The 23,324-nt window shown below is 41.2% G+C and carries 11 protein-coding genes; 7 read left to right on the top strand and 4 right to left on the bottom strand.

The window, feature by feature from the left end:
• Positions 1 to 482 precede the first annotated feature (482 nt).
• The 3 genes from DW205_RS07915 (at position 483) to DW205_RS07905 (ending at position 6,850) form a co-directional block, all read left to right on the top strand.
• Positions 483 to 3,728, top strand: coding sequence for a SusC/RagA family TonB-linked outer membrane protein (locus tag DW205_RS07915; RefSeq protein WP_005865330.1), 3,246 nt, complete (start codon positions 483 to 485; stop codon positions 3,726 to 3,728).
• Between the two features lie 25 nt (positions 3,729 to 3,753).
• On the top strand, positions 3,754 to 5,241 hold the full coding sequence (locus DW205_RS07910) for a SusD/RagB family nutrient-binding outer membrane lipoprotein (protein ID WP_005865332.1): 1,488 nt from the start codon (positions 3,754 to 3,756) through the stop codon (positions 5,239 to 5,241).
• 136 nt (positions 5,242 to 5,377) lie between these two features.
• Positions 5,378 to 6,850: an ATP-binding cassette domain-containing protein gene (locus DW205_RS07905; protein ID WP_008778506.1), complete on the top strand. Its 1,473-nt coding sequence runs from the start codon at positions 5,378 to 5,380 to the stop codon at positions 6,848 to 6,850.
• Positions 6,851 to 6,945: 95 nt separating this feature from the next.
• Here DW205_RS07905 and DW205_RS07900 read toward each other — a convergent pair whose 3' ends face one another.
• Positions 6,946 to 8,490, bottom strand: coding sequence for a SusD/RagB family nutrient-binding outer membrane lipoprotein (locus DW205_RS07900; RefSeq protein ID WP_005865336.1), 1,545 nt, complete (start codon positions 8,488 to 8,490; stop codon positions 6,946 to 6,948).
• A gap of 13 nt (positions 8,491 to 8,503) precedes the next feature.
• Positions 8,504 to 11,446 (bottom strand): SusC/RagA family TonB-linked outer membrane protein, encoded by a 2,943-nt coding sequence (locus DW205_RS07895; protein ID WP_082210345.1) that lies wholly within the window; start codon positions 11,444 to 11,446, stop codon positions 8,504 to 8,506.
• Positions 11,447 to 11,846: 400 nt separating this feature from the next.
• Here DW205_RS07895 and DW205_RS07890 point away from each other — a divergent pair, with 400 nt between their 5' ends.
• The 4 genes from DW205_RS07890 to DW205_RS07875 all read left to right on the top strand — a co-directional run bounded on the left by DW205_RS07890 (position 11,847) and on the right by DW205_RS07875 (position 18,431).
• Positions 11,847 to 15,020, top strand: a complete 3,174-nt coding sequence (locus DW205_RS07890) for a SusC/RagA family TonB-linked outer membrane protein (protein WP_008778503.1) — start codon at positions 11,847 to 11,849, stop codon at positions 15,018 to 15,020.
• Positions 15,021 to 15,047: 27 nt separating this feature from the next.
• Positions 15,048 to 16,520 carry a SusD/RagB family nutrient-binding outer membrane lipoprotein gene (locus DW205_RS07885; RefSeq protein WP_005865342.1) on the top strand — a complete coding sequence of 491 codons (1,473 nt, stop codon included), beginning with the start codon at positions 15,048 to 15,050 and terminating at the stop codon, positions 16,518 to 16,520.
• A gap of 43 nt (positions 16,521 to 16,563) precedes the next feature.
• Positions 16,564 to 17,064, top strand: coding sequence for a lipid-binding protein (locus DW205_RS07880; RefSeq protein WP_008771702.1), 501 nt, complete (start codon positions 16,564 to 16,566; stop codon positions 17,062 to 17,064).
• Between the two features lie 188 nt (positions 17,065 to 17,252).
• Positions 17,253 to 18,431, top strand: coding sequence for a site-specific integrase (locus DW205_RS07875; protein WP_005865347.1), 1,179 nt, complete (start codon positions 17,253 to 17,255; stop codon positions 18,429 to 18,431).
• A 90-nt stretch (positions 18,432 to 18,521) separates the two neighbouring features.
• Here the strand turns inward: DW205_RS07875 and DW205_RS07870 are convergent, their stop codons facing one another.
• On the bottom strand, positions 18,522 to 20,051 hold the full coding sequence (locus DW205_RS07870; RefSeq protein WP_005865349.1) for a SusD/RagB family nutrient-binding outer membrane lipoprotein: 1,530 nt from the start codon (positions 20,049 to 20,051) through the stop codon (positions 18,522 to 18,524).
• Positions 20,052 to 20,066: 15 nt separating this feature from the next.
• Positions 20,067 to 23,240 (bottom strand): SusC/RagA family TonB-linked outer membrane protein, encoded by a 3,174-nt coding sequence (locus DW205_RS07865; protein WP_005865351.1) that lies wholly within the window; start codon positions 23,238 to 23,240, stop codon positions 20,067 to 20,069.
• Positions 23,241 to 23,324 lie beyond the last annotated feature (84 nt).

Here is a 23,324-nt window from a genome sequence, read left to right as displayed (position 1 = left end):
TATTTACAAGTGAAAGCGAAATAGGTTGAAATGCTATGATTCTTAAGGAAATCTTCTTTTTTTATCAAAAATCAAATAGTTTGTTAAAATGATATTAAAATCTTGTATAATCTTTATTGTTGTAAAATAGATTAACTGAAAATTACCTATTGCTTGATTGGTTTTGTGTTATTATGATATTGCTTGTGTATCAAAATATGCATTTAATAAGTCTAAAAATGACGTTATGAAATATATTTGACTGTTTTGATGACATAAAATCATTGTATTATTTGTTTTTAACAGAAAATATTCTTTATATTCGCGGTGTGAAGATTAGGTGTATGTATGATTGTATGTGAAAGTAAAGTGAATATTTTAATGTAATTTTATATATATGCATGTATAATCCTGCTGTTTTAAACTAAGTTCTTCGTAGACTATGGTAAGTTATGTGTGAATTTTGATTTAAATAATTAATTGTTAAATAAAAAAGTGTGTTTATGAGAAGGTTGACTTTTTTGTTATTATGCTTGTTTATAGGCATAGGAGTCGCAACGGCACAGACGATGAAGATAACAGGTAATGTTATATCATCGGAAGATCAGCAACCCGTGATCGGTGCGGCTGTCGTTGTGAAAGGCACTACGATTGGTACGGTTACGGACTTTGAGGGAAACTTTAGTTTAGATGTACCGAGAGACGCTAAGATGATCTTTATTTCTTATGTAGGATTGAAAACGAAGGAAGTACCTGTGGCATCCGTGATCAACGTTGTTTTGGACTCGGATTCAAAAGCGTTGGATGAGGTGGTTGTAACCGCTATGGGTTTGACTCGTGAGAAGAAAGCCTTGGGTTATGCCCTGCAAGAGGTGAAATCTGATGAGTTGACAAAAGCTGGCCAACAGAGCTTGGCGACCTCACTTTCCGGTAAGATCGCCGGTGTGCAGATTACTTCTCAAGGTGGACAGGTTGGTGCGTCGCAGAATATCGTGGTTCGCGGTAATTCCTCTTTTGGTAATAACCAACCGTTGATCGTTGTGGATGGTGTGCCTATCGCTAATGATAACGCGAAAGGTGCCACTGTAAACTTGGGTTCCGGCTTGAATGATATTAATCCGGAGGATATAGAGTCTATCTCTGTGTTAAAGGGTGGATCTGCCGCTTTGTATGGTATGCGTGCCGGTAATGGCGTTATCTTGGTTACTACTAAATCCGGTAAGAAAGACAAGGGTGTATCTATCTCTTATGAGGGTGATATCACGATTGACCGGGTTTATAATTTGCCTAGATTGCAGAATAAGTACGGACAAGGCTATTACGCTTCCGAGTATGATTGGAAGGAAGCGCAAGCGGGGGGATATTCTGGCGATTATCAAGCTTTTGCCTTGGAGAATGGTTACAATTATGTAGATGGTATGGGTAGTGGTATCAACGATAACGCAGATGAGTCTTGGGGACCTCGCTTGGATATCGGATTGAATTTGCCGCAATACAATAGCCCGGTGATCGATGGCGTGCGTCAGGCTACTCCTTGGGTTTCCAGCCCGGACAATATCAAGAATTTCTTCCAAACGGGTTATTCTATGAATCATACGGTGGCTTTGTCTGCCTCTACGGATAAAACGTCTACACGCGCGTCTTTATCTTTCCGTGATCAAGGCGGTACGACCCCGAACACTGATCAGAAGCGCTATGCTATGGCAGTGAACACGAAAATGACGTTTAATAAGTATATTGATTTCGACTTGTCCGCGAATTATATTCGCACGAAAAGCGCAAACTTGCCGGGTACGGGATATAACAGTACGAATGCCTTGCAGTCTATCATGCAGTGGTTTGGTCGTCAAGTTGATTTGAAAGATTTGAAGAATAATTGGGATCAAGTGGATGAGTATGGAAAATATACGCATTATAACTGGATACAGTCTTTCCATGCGAATCCGTATTGGACATTGAATAAGAATACCAATAGTTATGATCGTAATCGTTTCTATGGCAAGACCTCCTTGTATATCAAACCGACCGATTGGTTAAAGTTTGAAGGTCGTATGGGCTTGGATCATTACGATTCTAATCAGTTCTCTCGTATTTTATGGAATATCGACTATCCGAATGGATATTTCCGTAGCTTCGACCGTTCGATGACTGAGTTTAACGCGGACTTTATCGCCTACGTGAACAAGAACTTCGGTGATTGGGCCTTGAATGGTTTGGCTGGAGCCAACTATCGTGATTATCAAACAGCTATCATGGGGACAGGTGCGGACGAATTGACCGCAGAGGGATTGTTTACCGTAGCGAACGCTCATGGAACCCCGTACACCTTGAACGACCATGAGAAACGTCGTTCAAACTCTGTATACGCTAATGCCTCTATCGGCTACAAGAATATGGCTTATGCCGAGGTCAGTGTCCGTAATGACTGGGACTCTACGATCAAGGACGCTTTCTTCTATCCTTCTTTCAGTGGTAGCTGGATCTTGACCGAGACATTCCCCGGATTGCAAAATGGCGATTATTTGAATTTCTTGAAATTGCGTGGTGGTTGGGCAAAGATCGGTTCCGCAACGGACCCGTATCGTTCGAACGCTTATTATTCATTGATCAGTTCTTCGTTCAATGGTACTACATTGTTCTATAATCCGACAATCCTTCCTCCTACAAATCTTCGTCCGGAGAGCGTAAAGACTTGGGAAGTTGGTGTTGAGGCTAATTTGTTCAACAATCGTTTGCATATTGATGCCGCATATTATAATAAGGTGACGAGCGATCAGATCATGAATGCGAACGTGGCTACCTCTACCGGTTATACCTCTATGTATATTAACGCTGGAAAGATCAGCAACAAGGGTGTCGAGTTGCAGGTATCCGGTGATATCATCAAGAATCCGAAGGGATTCAACTGGACGGCTACGTTGAACTGGGCGAAGGATAAGAGTCGAATCGATGAGCTTTATACAGATCCCGTTACCGGACAGTCTTTGGACGCTTACCAAATCGGTAGTAGCTGGAGCGTGAAGAACTATGCGATGGTCGGTAAAAGCTGGGGTACTTTGGTAGGTACTGGTTACGTATATAATGAGGATGGCTCGATCTTGGTAGAGGATGGTATTCCTGTCTACGAGGCTGGAAAAGAGATCGGTGATGTTACGCCGAAGTGGTTGGCTGGTTTCAGCAATGAGTTCTCTTATAAGGATTGGAGCTTCGGTTTCTTATTGGATTTCCGTTTGGGCGGTGACGTGTATTCTGTTACACAAGCATTCGGTTCTCAGACAGGTATCTTGAAACACACAGCAGAAGGCGATTTGCGTGAGAATGGCGTCGTACTTGGCCAGAATTATATGACGGACAAGGTCTTCAAGACCGCTGATGGTAAGATTAATGATGTCGCTGTCAACGCAGAGGACTTCTTCTATAATTATTATACGATTTGTGAGATGTCGGTATTCGATGGTTCTTACTTGAAATTGCGTGAGGCTCACCTGACGTATAATTTCCCGAAATCAATTCTAGAGAAGACTAAATGTATCAAGGCCGCTCATGTATCATTGGTTGGTACGAACTTGGCATTGCTTTGGGTGCATAAGTCAAATATCGCTCATATTGATCCGGAGTCTACAAGTACCGGTGGTGATGACCCCGAGACTACGGCTACAAGCAGAGGATTTAACTCTGGTGTAGGTTTTGAGTCCAACTCTTATCCTCCTTCTCGTAGCTTTGGTCTTAAATTAGGTGTAACATTTTAATCAACATTAATCTGAGGAATTTAATATGAAAAGATATATCAAGAATTTCATGATGGCTATGATGATCGGTGCTACTGTATTCGGTAGCTCGTGTACCGATTCGTTTGAGGAGGTCAATACAGACCCGGATAGCCCTACGGATGTGCCTACGACGAATCTTCTGGCGTATTCTTTATATTACACATCCTATCGTCTGTATGATCGGTGGTTCGCGATGGATGAGCCGATGACTTTCTGCGGATATGCTTCGAAGATGACTTATATCGACGAGTCCCGCTATAATTTCCGTACGGGTGTACAGGATACGAACTGGGAGTATTTGTATCGTATATTGAATAACCTAAAAGATATCGAGAAGCGTGCCACGTTTAATGAGACTCCTAATATGCTGAACGTATCGAAGGTTATGCAGGTTCATTTGATGCAGGTAGCCACGGATCGTTGGCGGGATGTCCCTTATACGGATGCCGCTAAGATGACAGATGGGGTCTTGCAGCCGAAATACGATAAGCAAGAGGATATTTATCCGGGCTTATTGGCTACGTTGAAGGAAGCTGCGGATGGCTTTGCCGATGGTGGTAGTGATGACTTAGGCGAGGGAGACTTGTTATTCGGTGGTGATATCGAGAAGTGGCAGAGATATTGTAATTCTATGCGTCTTCGTTTAGCGATGCGTATCTCAGAGGTTTCCCCGGCGTTGGCTAAGGAGACCGTAGAGGAAGTCATGGGTAATCCCACTAAGTATCCGATCATGGAAAGCAACGATGATAATGCTTTCTTCTGGTGGATCGGAACAGACCCCAACTATTACGAACCGATGGCAGACGGTTATCGTACACGTAAGACGGAGTATTGTGCCGCAGACGTGATCGTGGATCATATGAATACACGTGAGGACCCTCGTCGCTCATCTTATTTCCAACCCACAAAAGAAAGTGTGGAGGCCGGTGAGCCTAAGTATGTAGGTTATACGATCGGGGCGAAAGCGAATGCGGTAGCTTCTAAATATTCCATTTGGGGAGCACGTTTCTTCACGGACTTGGCTGGTTTTTCTCCTTATATGCGTGTCGCTGAGCCTTGGTTCTGTGTCGCTGAGGCATCTATGTTGGGATGGAATACCGGAATCTCCGCAGAGGACGCATACAATAAGGCTGTTACCTATTCCATGGAAGAGAATAGCGTATCTGCCGAAGATATAGCGGATTACCTTGCGAACGCGGGTAAGTTCACGAATGATAAGAAACAGATTTATTATGAGGAATGGGTTGCCATGTTCAAGCAAGGAATGGAAGGTTGGTCATTGTATCGCCGTACAGGCGTGCCAGACAACTTGTATCCGGCTCCGGGCCGTCCGGCAAACTATTCTAATCATAACGTACCCCCGTTCCGCTCTCCGTATCCTGATAAGGAACGTAATTTGAACAATGCGAATTGCGCTCCGTTCGATGCGGAAGTCGTGGATAATTTGTGGGGTAAACAAATGTGGTGGGATACACGTACAGGCGTTCATTAACTACTAGTTAACATAGACATACCAAGTGCCTGTATACTATAGAGGGGCTGCTCGTGATGAGTGGCCCCTTTTTTTGTCATTATGCTGTCATTTTTAAATAAACTATGTACCTTTGTCCGGCTTATTTAGAAAAAAGATGGAAAAAGAAGGAATGATGGTGGTCGATATTAAGAATATCGTTACTCGTTTGCCGGAATTGCGGTTTACGACACCCGTGAATTGGAGAATTGATGAAGGGCAGCAATGGGCTGTAATCGGTCCGAATGGTGCTGGTAAAACCTTGATAGCGGATATTATGCAGCGTAAATTCGCTTTTAAGGAAGGTGAGGTCGTGTTCTCCGGGGATGGTAAGGTGAGTGACTTTATCAAGAGTATAGCGTTTAAGGATATTTATTCGTTGGCGGATTGCCGGAATTCTTATTACCAACAACGTTGGCATTCGACAGAGACGGAGGAGATGCCTATTGTCGAGGAATTGTTGAAGGAATATGCGGGCTCTGATAATTTAGCGAAGATATTGACTCTTTTCGGTATAGAGGATTTATTGCCTAAGCGGTTGATCTTCTTATCAAGTGGTGAATTACGAAAATTCTTGATTGTCCGGACGTTGCTTAGCCGTCCTCGTGTCTTGATCTTGGATAATCCTTTTATCGGCTTAGACGCTCCTTCCCGGGATTTATTGGTAGAGATGCTAGGGCAAATGACAAAATTGAATGGTGTTCAAGTTGTCTTGTTATTATCTAACCCCAATGACATACCGGCAATGATCACGCATGTATTGCCTATCCATGATCGTACTTGCTTGCCTCCGCTGACTCGAGAGGAGTTTATGTCGGATACGGAATTAATCGCCCGTCTTTTTCCAACGGAAGGCATTCATGCATGCGAGGAAGTTGGTAAGGTTCGTTTACCTGTGGATATGAACAAGATAGCCTCTTTACATGAGGTGACTTTACGCATGGAACATGTGAAAATACGCTATGGTAGCCGTACGATCTTGAAAGATTTGGATTGGGAAATCAAGAACGGGGAGAAGTGGGCGTTATTCGGTCCGAATGGCGCTGGTAAATCTACCTTGCTGAGTTTGGTTTACGCGGATAATCCCCAGTCGTATGCGAATACGTTGTATTTGTTTGATAGAAAGAGAGGTTCCGGGGAAAGTATTTGGGATATCAAGAAGCGTATCGGATATGTATCGCCGGAGATGCACTTATATTATAAAGAGAATGTCCCTACCTTGAATATTGTCGGTTCCGGCTTTTTCGATTCGATCGGCTTGTTTCGTAAGTGTAATGCGGAGCAAGAAACGGTAGCCTTGGAGTGGATGAAAGTTTTTGGCATCGAACATTTGAAAGACCGTTTATTCTTGACCTTATCATCGGGAGAACAACGTTTGGCTTTATTAGCGAGAGCTTTCGTGAAAGATCCCGATTTAATTATATTAGATGAGCCTCTCCACGGTCTGGATGTGAGCAATAAGAAAAAGGCGGCTGCTATTATTGAGCAATTCTGCGATCGCCCGGGGAAAACCTTGATTTACGTAACCCATTACCCGCATGAATTACCTGCTTGCGTAGACAAGCGGTTCGAGCTAGTGAAGCATGCGTAAATTATCCTTATAAGGACTTGAAAAAAACATAGTTATGATTTTTCAAAAGATAAGTATGAATTGAAAAAATCATAACTATGAATTTATAAGGTCATTTAACGGCTACCACCCGCCCACCAGACCGGTTCGCTGTATACATATTGGCCATCGCCAACAGCTTCCTTGATATTGTTATTTGCTGTTGCGTCACCAGAGCCATAAATGAAGCGTAATGGGAATTTACCTTTATTTTTTAATGTGATAAAGTCTTCACCCGCCGCTTTTAATCTACGATAATCGTTATAAGCCTCGACAGCCTCACCTGATGCGCCAAAGAAAGCAAGATATTTCTGGATCATGGTTTCTTTCAGCGGGTTAGCCTCGAATAACGGTTTTACGTTCTTATCAAAATATTCAGCGGCAACCTCTTCTGTTAGATCGGCTTTTGCTGTAGCCCCTCCATAATTTAATAAATCCGGGCAATTGATCGTTGCTTGGATAGAACGATTCATGTTATTAAATGCTACTTGTATCGCCTCTTTTAGTATTGGTTCAGCCTCGTCTTTTTTATTCAATCGACAAAGAGCTTCTGCTTTCAGGAATAATAATTCATGATAACTTAGCATCATTGTCGGAGCTAAAGAAGAGCCATAAAATATGGATGTGTCGTATGTGAATTGCACTTGTTCAGGCTTCCCGTTTGGTGCGGCGTTAACCTCTGAAGGATCTTCACGTTGTACCCAGTCCGGGTCCATAAAGGCACGTGTTCCCCTCGGATCGTTACGTTCTACAAACTTTTCCACTATACTTTGGCTAGCGGCTAGAGCATCACGAGTAAAGCAGAACCCAAATAGAGGATTGATATTGGTAACACCATCATAGAAATTAAATTTTAACTCTTCGCTTGAAGATTCAAACGATTTAGATATGCAATCTAGGACAGTGTTCAATGAAGCGGTCTTGTCCGATGCTCTATTTAAGAGATGCATTGTTAATCGGGCTTTTAAGGCGTAAGCCGCTTTTTTCCATTTACCTCCGTTGCCCCCATAAGCCAGATCGTTTGTTCCTACCGCTCCCATGGCATCTGTACCATCGAAATTACTGATAGCGTCATCTATTAATTTAAAGATGTCACTGTAAATAGATTCTTGAGAGTCTATTTTAGGCTGCATGCTAATATTCATATCGCAAGCTTCTGTCCAAGGCACATCTCCAAATAAATCGGTAAGTACCGCTAGGTTATAGGCGGCGAAAAACTGTCCGATTCCTAGCGTGATTTGGTTACCTGCTTCTTCTCCTTCTCCGGAACACTTAGCTATTACTGTTTTAGCGTTCTTTAGGTTGGTATAGGTAGAAGACCATACATTGTTATAAGTATTTGTTGAAGATGGTTCTCCATTTCGAGTCTCGGCATTGAATAACTGATTATGAATACCTGCTTCTTGCTCAATATATACAGATGCATAAGTAGAGAAATCGCCTCCTACGGTGCTGAATGCGGTAGAAGTGATCAAGTCTGTTACAATAAATTTGGCTTGTACATCCTGTGCGTGATTTTTGTCTACATTAATATCGTCCATTACGCTATCTGTACAAGAAATCATAGGAACTGCCAGCAATGCCAGAGCCAATAATCCATGCGTTAACTTATATTTATTCATATGAGTAATCATTTTAGAATTTAACATTTAGACCAAAACCGTAACTAGAAGTTGTTGGTAATGAGAAACGTTCAAAAGAACCAGCCATATTCGTGTTTCCTTGAGTGGATTCCGGGTCTATGTTAGCAAGTTCGGACCAAACCAAGATATTTCTTGCGAAAACATTCAAGTTGACTTCTAACCATTTTTTCTGGAATACAGGATAACTAACAGCTAATTCTCTTAATTTAATAAACGAGCTATTATATACGGAAGATTCATTGATATTATTGATAGTCTCATAATAATGTTGCATCTCGTTCGCTCCGGATATAGGTGTCGTGTTTTTGGAACCATCTTCCTTAACTCCTTCAACAAGGAATGATCCTTCTCGATTTTCAGTGTTTTTACTTACACCATACATGTCAAGAAGACCATTTGTACCACAATAAATCTGTCCTCCTTGCTTCCAGTCGAATACAGCGCTAATGTTGAATTTCCACAAACGTAAATTTGTATTGAAACCAAGGATGAAATCAGGAGAGACTTTACCGATTACATCATCTTTACCAGCCATGGGAACTCCATCCTCGTCGACAATCAAGTTACCGTTATCGTCTCTTGCGTAAGAGACTCCGTATATTACCGGGAATTTATCACCAATACCCGCACGTACTTGAGGAGTCGTAAATCCGCCTAAGAAGATACTTTCTACTCCGGGAGCCAATTCATCTACATAATTATCGATCTTACTCCAGTTGATCCCGATATTCCAATCTACATTCTTCAAACGGATTGGATTGATATTCACCGTTAACTCATGAGCGTTCGTGTGAATCTTTCCTCCATTTGTCATAAAACTGCTTGATCCCGTGGAAGAAGCTAATGGTACTTCGAAAATTTGATCTTTTACATTTTGGCGAGAGTAAGTGTAATTAATCGATACCAAATTGTTGAAGAAACTAATATCCGCTCCTAGTTCATAAGAACGAGTATTTTGAGGTTTCAAATTAGGGTCATACACGATCCCATATTCCGTGAAAGCATTTTGGCTATCGATAGGATACATCAAAGGTGTCCCGCTATAAAATCCTCCACCAAAAGAAGGAGTCGTATAGTAGTTCTGATAGTATTTCCCGGCTTGTCCAACCTCAGCGTACGAAGCACGTATTTTTGCGTAATTTACGATTTCATTCTTTAAAGGTTCTAATTCTGTCAATATCCAGCCTACCGATACGGAGGGGTAGAAAAATGAGCGGTTACCTGCCGGCATTGTAGATACATAGTCATTACGGCCCGTAACATTTAAATATAACATATTCTTATACGAAGCAGAAAGACTGCCAAAGAAACCTACTGTACGTTGGCTGCTCTGCTTTTCTTCATTATCTTTAGTTACGGTGTTATTGATGTGATTCCATCCCGGGAAATTATATGTACCACCATATTGCCAGTAATATTTATTATTGTCTTGTACGATCTCATTACCTAGTAAGGCATCAAAGTCCCAAGCTTCGGAGATCTTCCATGCGTAAGTCGCGGTTAATAGAGAGTTGAACGTTGTTGTTGTCCATCCCGAGTTTTCTATCTGTCCTTTTCCGTTCGCATGTCCATATCCCCAAATATCTTGATAATGGGTAGTATAAGCATCTACACCCATTTGATATTTTACATCTAACTTATGATTTTCGGTATTGAATTTAGTACCGAAGTTTACATATGCGTTACCAAAGAAACGATTGGTCTTTTCTGTAAATTCATTGTTGTTGACAGACCAATAGGCTGCGTCGAATCCTCCTGTGCCGCGATACGTATTTTGTTGGTATAAATTATTGGCATAATGGGATGGTATACCTGCTAAATCATAATGAGCGGGTGCGGGATATACGGTCGCCACGATACCGTCATTAGCTCCGGTAGATTTTTGGATTTTTGAATTCACGAAGTTTCCGGAAAAACCGGTAGTCCAATGCTCTTCCAATCGGGATTCCGCTGTTAATTTTACATTGTAACGATCCATACCTGTAGTAGGGACTATACCATCTTGGGTAGTACTACCCAAAGAAAAGGAATAAGAGCCTCTATCCAATGCTTGTGCGACATTTAATGAATTGTTCCAAGTCGTACCTAAATCAAAGAACTCTCCTATATTATCATAAATTTGTGGAGTAGTCCATGGATCCATTCCTGCATTGGCACGTTGAGGAACGTAATACATACCTTCATGTTTGCCCGATTGCTTGGTGTATGTATTATCTGTATTTCCTCCGTAGGTAGGATCATTGGGTAATTCTGAGATTTTAGGTCCCCAGCTAGTTGAAGCGTTAGGATTGAATTTACCGTTACTACCTTGAGCGTATATGTTCTGAAGATGAGGTTTTCTGGAAATCTTGTCAAAACTCAAGTTAGAAGAAAACGATACTTGTGGTTTCCCTTTTTTTGCCCCTTTACCACTTTTTGTTGTAATAACGATTACACCATTAGAGGCACGGATACCATACAAGGCGGAAGCTGCTTGTCCTTTCAGGATGTTAATGCTCTCGATATCGTTAGGATCGATATCGACTGCTCGGTTCGCATAATCTGCTCCGCTAACGCTATCGTAAGTACTCATGTCTGCGGCAGAAGAAATAGGCATGCCATCTACAACATATAGAGGAGAGTTATCCCCTGTAAATGAACGGGCTCCACGAATCGTTATCTGAGAAGAAGCACCGGGCATACCGCTAGATGGTTTAATCTCTAATCCGGAGACTTTTCCTTGTAAGGCTCCCGATAGGCTGGAGTTTGCCGCTTGCGTTAACTCATCAGACTTTATATCTTGTACCGCATAACCTAAAGCTTTTTTCTCTTTGGAGATACCCATGGCTGTAATAACGACTTCACTTAGGTTCTGTGCCCCTGATTGTAGCTCCACTTTCATTACAGGCTCGATAGGAACTTCTTTCGCCACCATTCCCACATAAGAGAATACCAGAGTCTTCGCGGAACCTATGAACAATATGTTATTTTTTATTATTACTTAGTTTTCGCGGAACCTCGTTATAGTCTGAAAATCATGATGTACGCAGGAATCGTTCGCTGTTATTTTATGTATATTTTTATCTCTCATAGTGTTAAATATGTAATTCTTTATACTTGATGTAAGCCGTAATCTCTTGTGTATATATTATAATATTTAAATTAGGGGCTAAAAAAGTCTCCAAATTTTCTACCCCGTTTATCTTTTCTTATTATTTTATTGAAATTTTTTAATTATTTATTTGTTATAATAAATTTATTGTTACATTTGCATTTGTCCGAACCTTAATTTCCATGTTGCTATAAATCTATTGCGAATTAATTATATGTAAGTTAAACAAAAAAAGAGTGTGTCTATGAAGAAGTTGACTTATCTTTTACTTTGCCTAGTTTTAGGCATTGGATTGGCCACAGCTCAGACGAGGAAAGTAACAGGAACTGTTATTTCCGCCGAAGACAGTGAACCGATTATTGGTGCGTCTGTAATAGTCAAAGGTACTACTACAGGAACAGTAACGGATTTTGATGGTGCGTTCAGTTTGGATGTACCAAGTTCCGCGAAGACTCTGGTAATTTCTTATGTGGGCATGATTGCTCGTGAGGTTCCGGTACAAGATGTGTTGAGGGTAGTCCTTCAGTCTGGTACCCAGAATCTTGAGGAGGTTGTCGTAACTGCGATTGGTATGAAAAAGCAGGAAAAGGCGTTGGGCTATGCAGCCTCTACTGTGAAGAGTGAAGATTTGAATGCCGCTAAGTCTGGATCAGTGATGTCAGGCTTGACTGGTAAGGTTGCGGGTTTGAATATTACTAGCGGTGGTGCTACAGGCTCTTCTCAGAAAGTAATCGTGCGTGGTATCAGTTCTTTCAGTGCTAATCAACCTTTGTATGTGGTGGATGGTGTGCCTATTATGAATGATTTCCAAGGTGAGGATTCTTTCTCTAACTCCGTGGATTTTGGTAACCAAGCTAATGACATTAACCCAGAGGATGTTGAGTCTGTAACAGTCTTGAAGGGTGCTTCCGCTACTGCCCTTTATGGTAGCCGGGCTGCTAATGGTGTTATCATGGTGACAACAAAACGGGCTGGGGCTGAGAAGCTTTCTGTTACGTACGATGGCTCATTTATGGGATCTAGCGTATTGCGTGTTCCTCAAACACAAGATCGTTTCGGACAAGGATGGGGATCTTTCGGACCTATGGAGAATGGTTCTTGGGGACCGGTTTTGGATGGTCGTGATCATATCTGGGGACCTTACTCAGACGGCTCAGAAGGTTTATTAACTCCGCTTTCTAAGCCTTTCTCGTATGTAAAGAACAATCTTCGTGATTTTTATGAAACTGGTTTTGAGACGAATAATAACGTCTCGATTCGTATGGGTAATGATAAACTTGGTTTTGTTGCCTCCTATGGTAATGTGAAGTCTGACGGTGTATTACCGGGTGACGCTGATTCATATGCTCGTAATACAATCTCGTTAAGAGGTAATATGAAATATAAACGTTTTTCTGCGGAATTAAACTTGAACTATGTCCGTAAAGATATCACACAAGCTGCTGCTGGCCAAGGAGATGATGGTGCAACGATGTTTTCTGAGATTTTGCAACATGCCGTGGATGTAGATATTAGCTCAATGAAAGATTATACGAATCCTTATTTTAATACGGATAACTTCTATACAGCTTATGCGGAGAATCCATATTGGGTGTTAGATCATAATCGTAATAAATATCAAGACGACCGTGTCTATGGTAAGATCGAGCTTGCTTTTGAGATTATGAAAGGTTTGAAGGCAGTTGGACGTTTAGGTGGTGACTTTACGAACGCTACTCAAAAGAGATGGAATGAAAAAGTGACTTTCGCTTCAGGGTCTTGGAGTGAATTAGGTGGTAAGAAGCAGCAGCCCGGTACTTATACGGAACGTCGTGACAAGGTGGAGCAAATTGATGCGACCGCTTTCTTAAACGCGGATTATAAAATCGGTGAGGATATCGCTTTGAATGGTATGATTGGATGGAACTTGAATCAACAAACGAGTTCTTATTTGAAATCTTATCTGTATGGTTTGGAGCAACCGGGATGGTTTAACCTAGCGAATGGTGTTGATAAGCCCATGACTACGACTTACTCTGATAGACGCCGTTTGGTTGGTTTGTTCGCTCAAGGTGAGTTTGGTTACAAGAATTTCTGGTTTGTGAATGCTTCTATTCGTAACGACTGGTCATCTACTTTACCTCAAGGAAATAATAGCTTTTTCTATGGTGGCGTGAATACTTCATTGATCATCACGGATATGTTTGAGGATTTGAAATCTGATTATCTGAATTTCTTGAAGGTTCGTGCAGCTTGGGGACAGACTGGTAACGATGCCCCGATTTACCGTACTAGCAGTTATTTTACACCGACTCAAATCAGTTTAGGTTTTGGAGATTTATATTTACCTATTAATAATACATTAGGCTTGACAGAGTATAATCGTTTGCCGAGTATGGATCTTCGTCCGGAGATCACGACAGAATGGGAGTTCGGTTTAACAACGCATCTGTTTAACAATCGCTTGGATATTGATGCTGCTTATTATAATAAGAGTACGAAAGATCAGATAATATCTGCTAGTCTGGCTCCGGAGTCTCGCTATACGTCTATGACCCGCAACGTAGGTAAGATTGCGAATCAAGGTGTCGAGTTGGCAGTGAATGGCATTCCTGTTCGTACGAAAGATTTCGAGTGGGGATTAGGTTTTACTTTCAGTAAGAACTGGAGTGAGGTGAAAGAGTTATGGGATGATGTAACTGAGTATAAATTGACAAGTTCCTATCAAGTGGATTTCGTTGCGGAAGTAGGTCAGCCTTTGGGCGTTTTCAAGGTTCCGGCTTTGGCCACGACCGATGATGGTAAGGTGATCGTTGATAATAACGGTATGCCGACAATTGATGCTAGCAAGAAAGAGATCGTAGGAACGTCTACTCCTAATTTCTTGATGGGCTTTAATACGCATTTCACATGGAAAGGGATTACTTTATCAGCGGTATTAGATTGGCGTAATGGCGGTGAGTTCTATTCATATACCTCTCAATTGCTTACATTTGCCGGAAACTCTACTTATACGGTGTTTAATAATCGTGAACCATTTGTGGTTCCTAATTCCGTGAAAGTCGTAAATGGTCAATACGTAGAGAATGATATACCTATCGTACATTGGGGAGGTGCTTCTAGCGCTGTTAATACCTACTATAATAACGCCTCCAACTACGCTCAGTATAGAAATTGGATTTTACCTAAAGATTACTTGAAATTAAGAGAGATTACACTTTCTTACTCTTTGCCGAAAGCATGGTTGAAACAAACCCCATTCTCTATGGTTCAAGTTAGTTTGATCGGACGTAATTTATTTATGTGGACCCCGAAAAAGAACAACTACGTAGATCCGGAAGGTACGAATTATGGTAATGACATCTTGTCTGAAATTGGTGAATTTGGTGCGGCTCCGACAAACCGTACGTTTGGTGGTGGTATTAAAGTCGTATTATAATAAGTAACTTTAAAAAGTAAAGATAGTATGAAAAGAAACAATTTAATATATACAGGACTGGTTAGCTGCTTGTTGATGGCGACTACAGCTTGTTCCGATTATTTGGATATTAACCAGAATCCGGAATATCCAACGGAAGCCTCTTCTTCTACTTTGCTTCCTTCTGGTATCGCAGGAGTAGCAAGTATTGTAGGTGGTACTTACGAATTATATGGTAGCATGTGGTCTCAGCAATGTACGCAGGGACATACATCCAACCAGTATAATACATTGGTTAACTATACGATAACTAACGCATCCGATTCTCGTTTGTGGTCTATACCTTATTCAATAGCACTGCCAGACTTGGATTTGGTTATCAAAAGCTCTGAATCGGCTCAAGAATGGAATTATTGGGTAATGGGTAAGACTATGACTGCCTTTATGTATCATATCCTAGTGGACTCTTATGGCTCTATTCCTTTTACAGAAGCTATCCTTGGAAATGAGAATACTACACCAAAGTATGATGACAGTAAGACTGTGGTTTATCCGGGATTATTAGCGATGTTGGATGAGATTATCGCTAAAAAGGCGGAGGCTACCGCAGGTGGTTTGCCTTCGGTTACAAAACAAGACTTGGTGTTCGCTGGTGACGTGAATAAGTGGATTCAATTTGCGAAGAGTTTAAAGCTAAAATTGTTGATGCGTGATTTCGATACGAATAAAGCTGCTATCAAGGCATTGCTCGACGAAGGAGATTTGCTGAGTGTAGACGCTAAGATGGACTGTTTTCAAGATTTGGAAAATAAATCAAATCCATTGTATGAGAATGACCGTCGTAAATTGAATTCAACTGTAAATATTCGTGCGTGCGCTACGGTTTGCGATTATTTGAAAAAATATGAGGATCCTCGTTTAAATGATTTTTATTCACCTAATACGGATGGCTCCGGCGAGACAACAGCTTTGAAGTATGGTGACCGCCCAAACTCGGTAGCGGTAACAACTCGTATGATCTCTGTGGCTAAGCTAGGTCCTACGGATCCTGTTTATTTTATGTCTGCTGCTGAGGTAGCGTTCCTGCAAGCGGAAGCTTACGCTCGTTTGAATGATGTGGCTAAAGCGAAAGTGGCTTATGAACAAGGTGTGAACTATGCGTTTGAACGTTGGGGATATTCTGCTGCCGAGTTTATTTCGGAAGGTGCTCCTTATGCTTTCGATAGTACGGACCAAAATTCAATGCTTACCTCTATTTTGACCCAGAAGTGGATCGCTTCCACTCGTTGTCAAGCATGGGACGCATGGTTTGATATCAATCGTACCGGTATTCCTGTTTTAGGGACAAAGCATGTGGATGAGGAAGGATATATTTGGGGGCAGTTGACTCCTTGCATTGGTTCTGCGTTGGCTCCGGGTGAATATCCTCGTCGTTTATTGTATCCGAAGTCATCTTCAGACTATAACCCTAATACTCCGGCGGTAGTTCCGTTAGCGGAAAAACAATGGTGGCATAAATAAATGGGTGTTATAAATGTATATTAATCAGAAAAGCTTTTTGAATATGAAACAGATAAATAAATTACTGGTTATCTTATTGGCGTTGGTCACCTTTTCTTCTTGTGAGACCTATGGTGATTACGAGATAGAATACACGGCCATTTATCCTTTATGTGGCGAATGGGTAGTTAATGTTACAGGTGAGGATGGTGGTGTCTTGGCGGAAGGTGTGACCTGCAATACTTACAATACGACTGATGATGCCACGGATAAGATGTGGATAAAAATGAGTGTTGCCACAAACGACTGGGGAGTACGTGGCAAGATTCATTGCGATGTAGCTTCTAAATCTTTTGATGGGGATGGTATCGCTAATCTGCTCCATGCGGATGATGGTATAAATTCTACTGTAACCTTCAATATCTCTGGTAAAGTAATTGTGGATGGTTATACTACTCAAGCCAATACAAAAGTGGATGCCATTGAATTTACCTTGACTCAAAATGGAAAGTCGATGACGGTTAAAGGATTCCGTAAAACAGGTTGGGAAGGTGAAGATTATTGATATGATTTAATATCTTGAAAAGTAGGAGAGGCCTGCCATGTATTTGGCAGGCCCTTTTTATTTACTTTGATATATGGTTTTTTATTAGTTGGTAATCCGTGATAACAAACTTTTAGTTTGTAGATTGTGCTACAAAGAACTTATTATTGTTCCTTCGTGTTTACAATCAGATAATATATAAATGTATCATGGAAAAAGTAATTTACAACTTAGTGTTTAATCGAAAAAAGCAATTGAATGCGGAAGGAAAAGCTTTGATTCAAGTAGAGGCCTATTTGAATAGGCAAAAGAGGTATTTTTCAACGAAGGTTTATGTGAAACCTTGTCAATGGGACAACAAGAGACGTTCCATAAAGAATCATCCGAATATGGATGCGTTAAACCTGTATCTTCAGAACTATGTTATGGAGTTGGAGAGAGATGAGCTGGAGAAGAGACAAGCGAATAACGGTTTTTCGTTGAAGGATCTGCGTGAGGAGACCTCTTCGATATCTACGTCTTCCTCTTTTCTTGTTTTCATGCGTGAGGAGATTTTACATAGTAATTTAAAAGAATCGACGTTAAAAAACCATTTGTCCACTTTGCATGTTCTATCCTTATACAAGAAGGACGTTCTGTTTAAGGATATTAATTTCAATTTCTTATGCGATTTTGAATATTTTTTATTGAAGCAGGAGTATCATCGAAATACGATCGCTAAACATATGAAGCATTTGAAACGATATATCAACTTGGCGATTAATAAGGAGTTGTTCGAGTTGCACAAATATCCATTTCGGAAATATAAGATTAAATATCAAGAGAGTAAGCGTACTCATTTAACGCCTGAGGAGTTAGGTCGTTTGGAAAACTTAAAGCTGGATGGGCAGCGTACATTGCGCCGGTGTCTGGATATGTTTTTATTTAGTTGCTACACGGGATTACGTTTCTCAGACATAGTAAGTATAACGAAAGAGAACTTTTTGATTATTGATGATAAGGTTTGGCTGGTTTATTCATCGGTGAAGACAGACGTGAGTGTCCGTTTGCCGCTATTTCTCTTGTTCGAGGGTAAATCTTTACCTATCTATGAGCGATATAAGAATGCGCCGAGAACCCTGTTTGGTGTTCCCTTATCCTCTAATTCAAACGTGAATAAGCAATTACGCCGAATCAGCCAATTGGCAAGTATTGATAAGAAGGTATCTTTTCATACGGCTCGGCATACAAATGCTACCTTATTATTATATAATGGAGCGAATATAACTACGGTACAAAAGTTGTTAGGGCATAAAAGTGTTCGTACTACCGAGATCTATAGCAATATCATGGATATGACGATTGTCCGCGATCTTGAGAAGATTGAGACACGATTGAAGTTCGGCTAGAATGTGGATTTATAAGAAAGGAGAAAAATATCATTAAGATATTCTTCCCCTTTTTTGAATGTTGTCACTCGTTATGCTTTTATATCTTGATTAGCGAGTTCCGCCAGCCCACCATACGTTTTCGGTAAACACATACTGACCATCACCATAAGCAGCTTGTATATTAGGATTAGTCGTAGTATCATCGTTACCATACGGACATCTTAACGGGAACTTACCCGGATTTTGCAAGCCATAAATATCCTCACCCAAGCTCTTCAAACGACGTACGTCATTATAGCACTCGGTAGACTCTCCATCCGCGTTCCAGAAAGAAATATATTTCTGAATCATCGTCTCTTTCAAAGGATTAGCATCGAATAAGGGAGCGACATTCTCATCAAAGTAAGAAGCGGCCTCCTCCGGTGTCACCTCGTTTGTTACATTCAAGAAACCTCCCCAATAATCAGAAGCGAGGGCAGACTTGATATTAACCTCCATATTAGCCATACCTGCGACAACAGCCTCTTTCAACACTGCTTTTGCCTCATCCTTACGATTTAAACGACACAAAGCCTCTGCCTTTAAGAACAATACCTCATGATAACTTAAGATGTGAGTCGGAGCGGTTTGAGCTGCACAGAACATGGAAACAGTATATTCTAACTGACTTTGCACTAAATCACCATTATGAGCAAGATTCAATAATGGATCATCCTTAGAAGCAATCATCGTTTGGCTGTTAGCCTCCACATAGCAACGTCTGATACGCGGATCATTACGCTCATTCAATTTATCAAACATACTTCGGCTGGCTACTTCACCTAAACGAGAATAGAATACTCCGAAAAATGGGTTGATATTAACACCCACACCATACATAGCATAGCTACATTGCTCGGCTGCCGAGGTGTACGACTTGGAAATATAATCCAACACCTTTTCCATATCGCCCTTAACATCAGCGCTACGTCCCATCAAGCGCATCGTATAACGAGCCTTCAAGCCATAAGCTGTCTTTAGCCAAGCCGAAGCGTCACCTTTATAAATCAAATCTTGATTAGACAGGCTCGTCAGATCTGATTTCTGAAGATCTTCAATTGCGGCATCCACATAGGCCATGATATCCTTATAAATCTCCTCTTGTTTATCGATAGCGGGAGTCATAGATACTGTATAGTCACAAGCCTCTTTCCAAGGTGTATCACCATACATATCTGTCAAGATCGCCAAATTGTAAGCCACGAAAAGTTCCGCAATGCCTTTTGTTATGAAGTTCTGCTCTTCTTCTGCGACTTTGACAGAGATCAAAGCATCTTTCAGTGTCGAATAGGTTCCCCCCCATGAGTTATTAAAGGTAGAAGCCGATGTACAAGAAGAACGGGTTTCCGCATAGTAGAATTGATTATGCGAACCTGTCTCATGTTCCACATACATACCACCATATAAATTGAAATCGCCGCTAACCACGCTAAACGCAGTCGAAGTCATGACATCCGTAAGGATCATCTTTGCGGGAACTGCTGTGGTATGATTATGATCTTTGTTGATCTCATCCATCTTATCCTCAGAGCAAGAGACCAAGGCTGCGGTGAAAACAACTCCCGTCAATAATTTTTTTGAGATATTTTGAAGTTTCATCTTTTGTTTCCTTTATTAGAATTTCACATTTAAACCGAAGCCATAGCTCGAAGCACCCGGCATAGAAAAGCGCTCGAAGCCACCGCCCATATTATTATTACCTTGAGAAGCCTCAGGATCCAAACCTTTCAACTCAGACCAAAGAATGATATTTCTGGCAAAAACATTTAAGTTCACGTTGATTCCATTCTTATCCCATACCGGATAACTAACGGACAACTCACGTAGTTTCAAGAAACCACTGTCATAGATACCAGCTTCGGAAATAAGCGTCATGCGGTCATAATATGATAAAGCGTCTTCGCCTTTGATATCTATGTCATTAGCTACATAGGAACCATCTTCCAACTGCTTTACAGCCGGATGACTAAAACGGAAAGTCTCGGCCGTACGACTTTCAACAGACTCCATACTTGTACCATAATAGTTCAACGTGTTCAATGTACCGCTATACATCTGTCCACCACATTTCCAATCGAACGTAGCGCCGATACGGAATTTGTAAATCTCAAAATTAGTATTAAAACCCAAGAGGAAATCCGGGGAAACCTTACCGATCACACCCTCACTACCGATCTGAGGCAAGCCATCTTCGTCTACGACAATATCACCGTTGTCATTACGCAAGAAAGTCGTACCATAGATTACAGGGAATTTATCGCCAATATTTGCACGTACCTGCGGATCAACGAAACCTCCCAAGAAAATACTCTCTACACCCGGAGCCAGCTCATCTACGTAGTTATCGATCTTAGAGAAGTTAAATGCCATATCCCATTTAAAATTCTTCGTATTGATCGGATTGATTCCCAACGTAATCTCATGAGCGTTCGTATGGATAGCGCCACCATTGGTTACTAATTCTGCAGAGCCTGTAGAACCAGCCAAAGGAACCTCAAATATCTGATCTTTCACATTCTGCCGAGAGAAGGTATAGTTCAATGAGAAAAGACCATTCAAGAAGGTCAAATCCACACCTAACTCATAAGACTTCGTGTTCTGAGGTTTCAAATTCGGATCATACACACGAGCATATGGAGTGAACGCCGTAATTCCACTCATAGGATATTGTATAGGCGTAGAACCATAAAAACCACCACCGTAAACAGGTGTAGTATAATAAGAATCATAATAATCTCCAGCCTGTCCTACTTCGGCGTAAGAAGCACGTAATTTACCATAAGTCAAGACATTATTCTTCAATGGTTCTAATTCTGTGAAAATCCAGCCCAAGGAAACAGATGGATAAGTGAATGAGCGGTTGTTACGAGGCATATTAGATACGATATCGTTACGAACAGTTGCGTTGAAGTAAACCATGTTAGCGTAAGACAATGAAATGCTAGCAAAGTTACCAACTGTGCGTTTCCGGCGTAATGACTCGGATGCTACCATAGTTGTAGCATTATCTATATGATTCCAACCCGGGAAGTTATAGTTCGCTCCATAAGACTCGTAAAATTTCCGCTGATTCTCTACCAATTCATTACCAACAAGGGCATCGAACAACCAATCTTCATTGATATTCCAAGTATATGCAGCGGTCAACAAAGAGTTCAACTCCGTGATTGAATATCCATAGTGATCAATCTCTCCATAACCATTTGCATGTCCATAACCCCAAGAATCCGTATAATTAGTCGTATAAGAGTCCACACCCAATTGATACTTGACATCCAATTTGTGATTATCGGTATTGAACTTCGTAGAATATTTCAAATAAGTATTTCCAAAGAAACGTTGTGAACGTTCCAAGAACTCGTTGTTATCTACCGCCCAATAAGCTCCGTCAAAACCTGATGTGCTACGGAATGTATTTTGTGTATACGGGTCACCCTCAACATGACTTGGGATACCGGCTAAATCGTAGCTAGAAGGAGCTCCGTAAACAGTAGCTAAGATTCCATTATTGGCACTAGACTGCTTGCTGATCTTCGAATTTACATAGGTACCGGTAAATCCAGTAGACCAGTTCTTGTGTAATTGAGCTTCGGCACTCATTTTTGCGTTGTATCGGTCCATGCCTGTATTTGGAATAATACCATCTTGCGTAGTATTACCGATCGAGAAGGAATAGTTACCTTTATCAAAAGCTTGAGCTACATTCACGGAGTTACTCCATGTCGTACCCACGTTGAAGAAATCCTTGATATTGTCGTAAGCTTGTGGTTGAGCCCAAGGGTCTAATCCCGCAGCGGCCCGCTGAGGTACATAATACATACCTTCATGCTTACCATATTGCTTGGTAAACTCATTATCCGTATTTCCTCCATAAGTCGGATCGTTAGGCAATTCGCTGATTAGTGGTCCCCAAGAAGTTGAAGCATACGGGCTATACTTGCCATTTGTACCTTGCGCATACACTTTTTGGTATTCAGGCATCGTTGAAACCTTATCAAAAGATAAGCTGGTATTAAAAGCGACCTGAGGTTTACCTTTACGGGCTCCCTTTCCACTTTTGGTCGTAATGACAATTACTCCATTTGTTGCACGCATACCATACAAGGCAGATGCGGCCTGTCCCTTTAATATATTAATGCTTTCAATATCGTTTGGATCGATATCCACCGCACGAGATGCAAAGTCCGTACCGGAAACAGAACTACCGGTGTCCACATCAGCCGTTGAAGCGACAGGCATACCGTCAATCACATACAAAGGAGTATTATCCCCTGTAAAAGATCTGGAACCACGAATCGTGATCTTAGAAGAGGCACCCGGCATACCGGAAGAAGGAGAGATCTCCACTCCAGAAACCTTACCTTGTAATGCGCCAGACAAACTAGTATTAGCTCCTTTCGTCAACTCATCCGCTTTCACATCTTGAACCGCATAACCTAAAGCTTTCTTTTCCTTTGAGATACCCATAGCCGTAACCACGACCTCATCCAAGTTCTGGGTATCGGCTAATAGTTTTACATTTACATTAGAAGTGGCCGCAACTTCTTGAGATTTCATACCGATGTATGAAATAACCAATTGTTTACCATTCGCAGGTACTTCTAGTTCAAAGTTTCCATCAAAATCCGTGACTGTTCCCACGGTTGTCCCTTTTACGATAATAGAGGCACCGATCACCGGCTCTCCATCTTCCCCAATTACCTTACCGGTAACCTTCGAGGTCTGTGCTGAAACCACACCTGCACTCAATGCAAGAAATAGTAGCACAGAAGTCAACTTTTTCTTCATAAACACACTTATTTATTAACTATATACTTAAAAATGTTTTCTCTGCATTTTAATGGTTGATTAACTAAGTTCATACAGAACTAC

The sequence above is a fragment of the Parabacteroides sp. AM17-47 genome (assembly GCF_003434625.1).
GTDB classification, from domain to species: domain Bacteria; phylum Bacteroidota; class Bacteroidia; order Bacteroidales; family Tannerellaceae; genus Parabacteroides; species Parabacteroides distasonis.
This window is presented reverse-complemented; position numbering and strand designations above follow the sequence as displayed.

Bases quoted from the DNA above. Each gene is read 5' to 3' on its own strand.
- DW205_RS07915 (WP_005865330.1), top strand. From the start codon at position 483: ATGAGAAGGTTGACTTTTTTGTTATTATGCTTGTTTATAGGCATAGGA.
- DW205_RS07910 (WP_005865332.1), top strand. From the start codon at position 3,754: ATGAAAAGATATATCAAGAATTTCATGATGGCTATGATGATCGGTGCT.
- DW205_RS07905 (WP_008778506.1), top strand. From the start codon at position 5,378: ATGGAAAAAGAAGGAATGATGGTGGTCGATATTAAGAATATCGTTACT.
- DW205_RS07900 (WP_005865336.1), bottom strand. From the start codon at position 8,490: ATGAATAAATATAAGTTAACGCATGGATTATTGGCTCTGGCATTGCTG.
- DW205_RS07890 (WP_008778503.1), top strand. From the start codon at position 11,847: ATGAAGAAGTTGACTTATCTTTTACTTTGCCTAGTTTTAGGCATTGGA.
- DW205_RS07885 (WP_005865342.1), top strand. From the start codon at position 15,048: ATGAAAAGAAACAATTTAATATATACAGGACTGGTTAGCTGCTTGTTG.
- DW205_RS07880 (WP_008771702.1), top strand. From the start codon at position 16,564: ATGAAACAGATAAATAAATTACTGGTTATCTTATTGGCGTTGGTCACC.
- DW205_RS07875 (WP_005865347.1), top strand. From the start codon at position 17,253: ATGGAAAAAGTAATTTACAACTTAGTGTTTAATCGAAAAAAGCAATTG.
- DW205_RS07870 (WP_005865349.1), bottom strand. From the start codon at position 20,051: ATGAAACTTCAAAATATCTCAAAAAAATTATTGACGGGAGTTGTTTTC.
- DW205_RS07865 (WP_005865351.1), bottom strand. From the start codon at position 23,240: ATGAAGAAAAAGTTGACTTCTGTGCTACTATTTCTTGCATTGAGTGCA.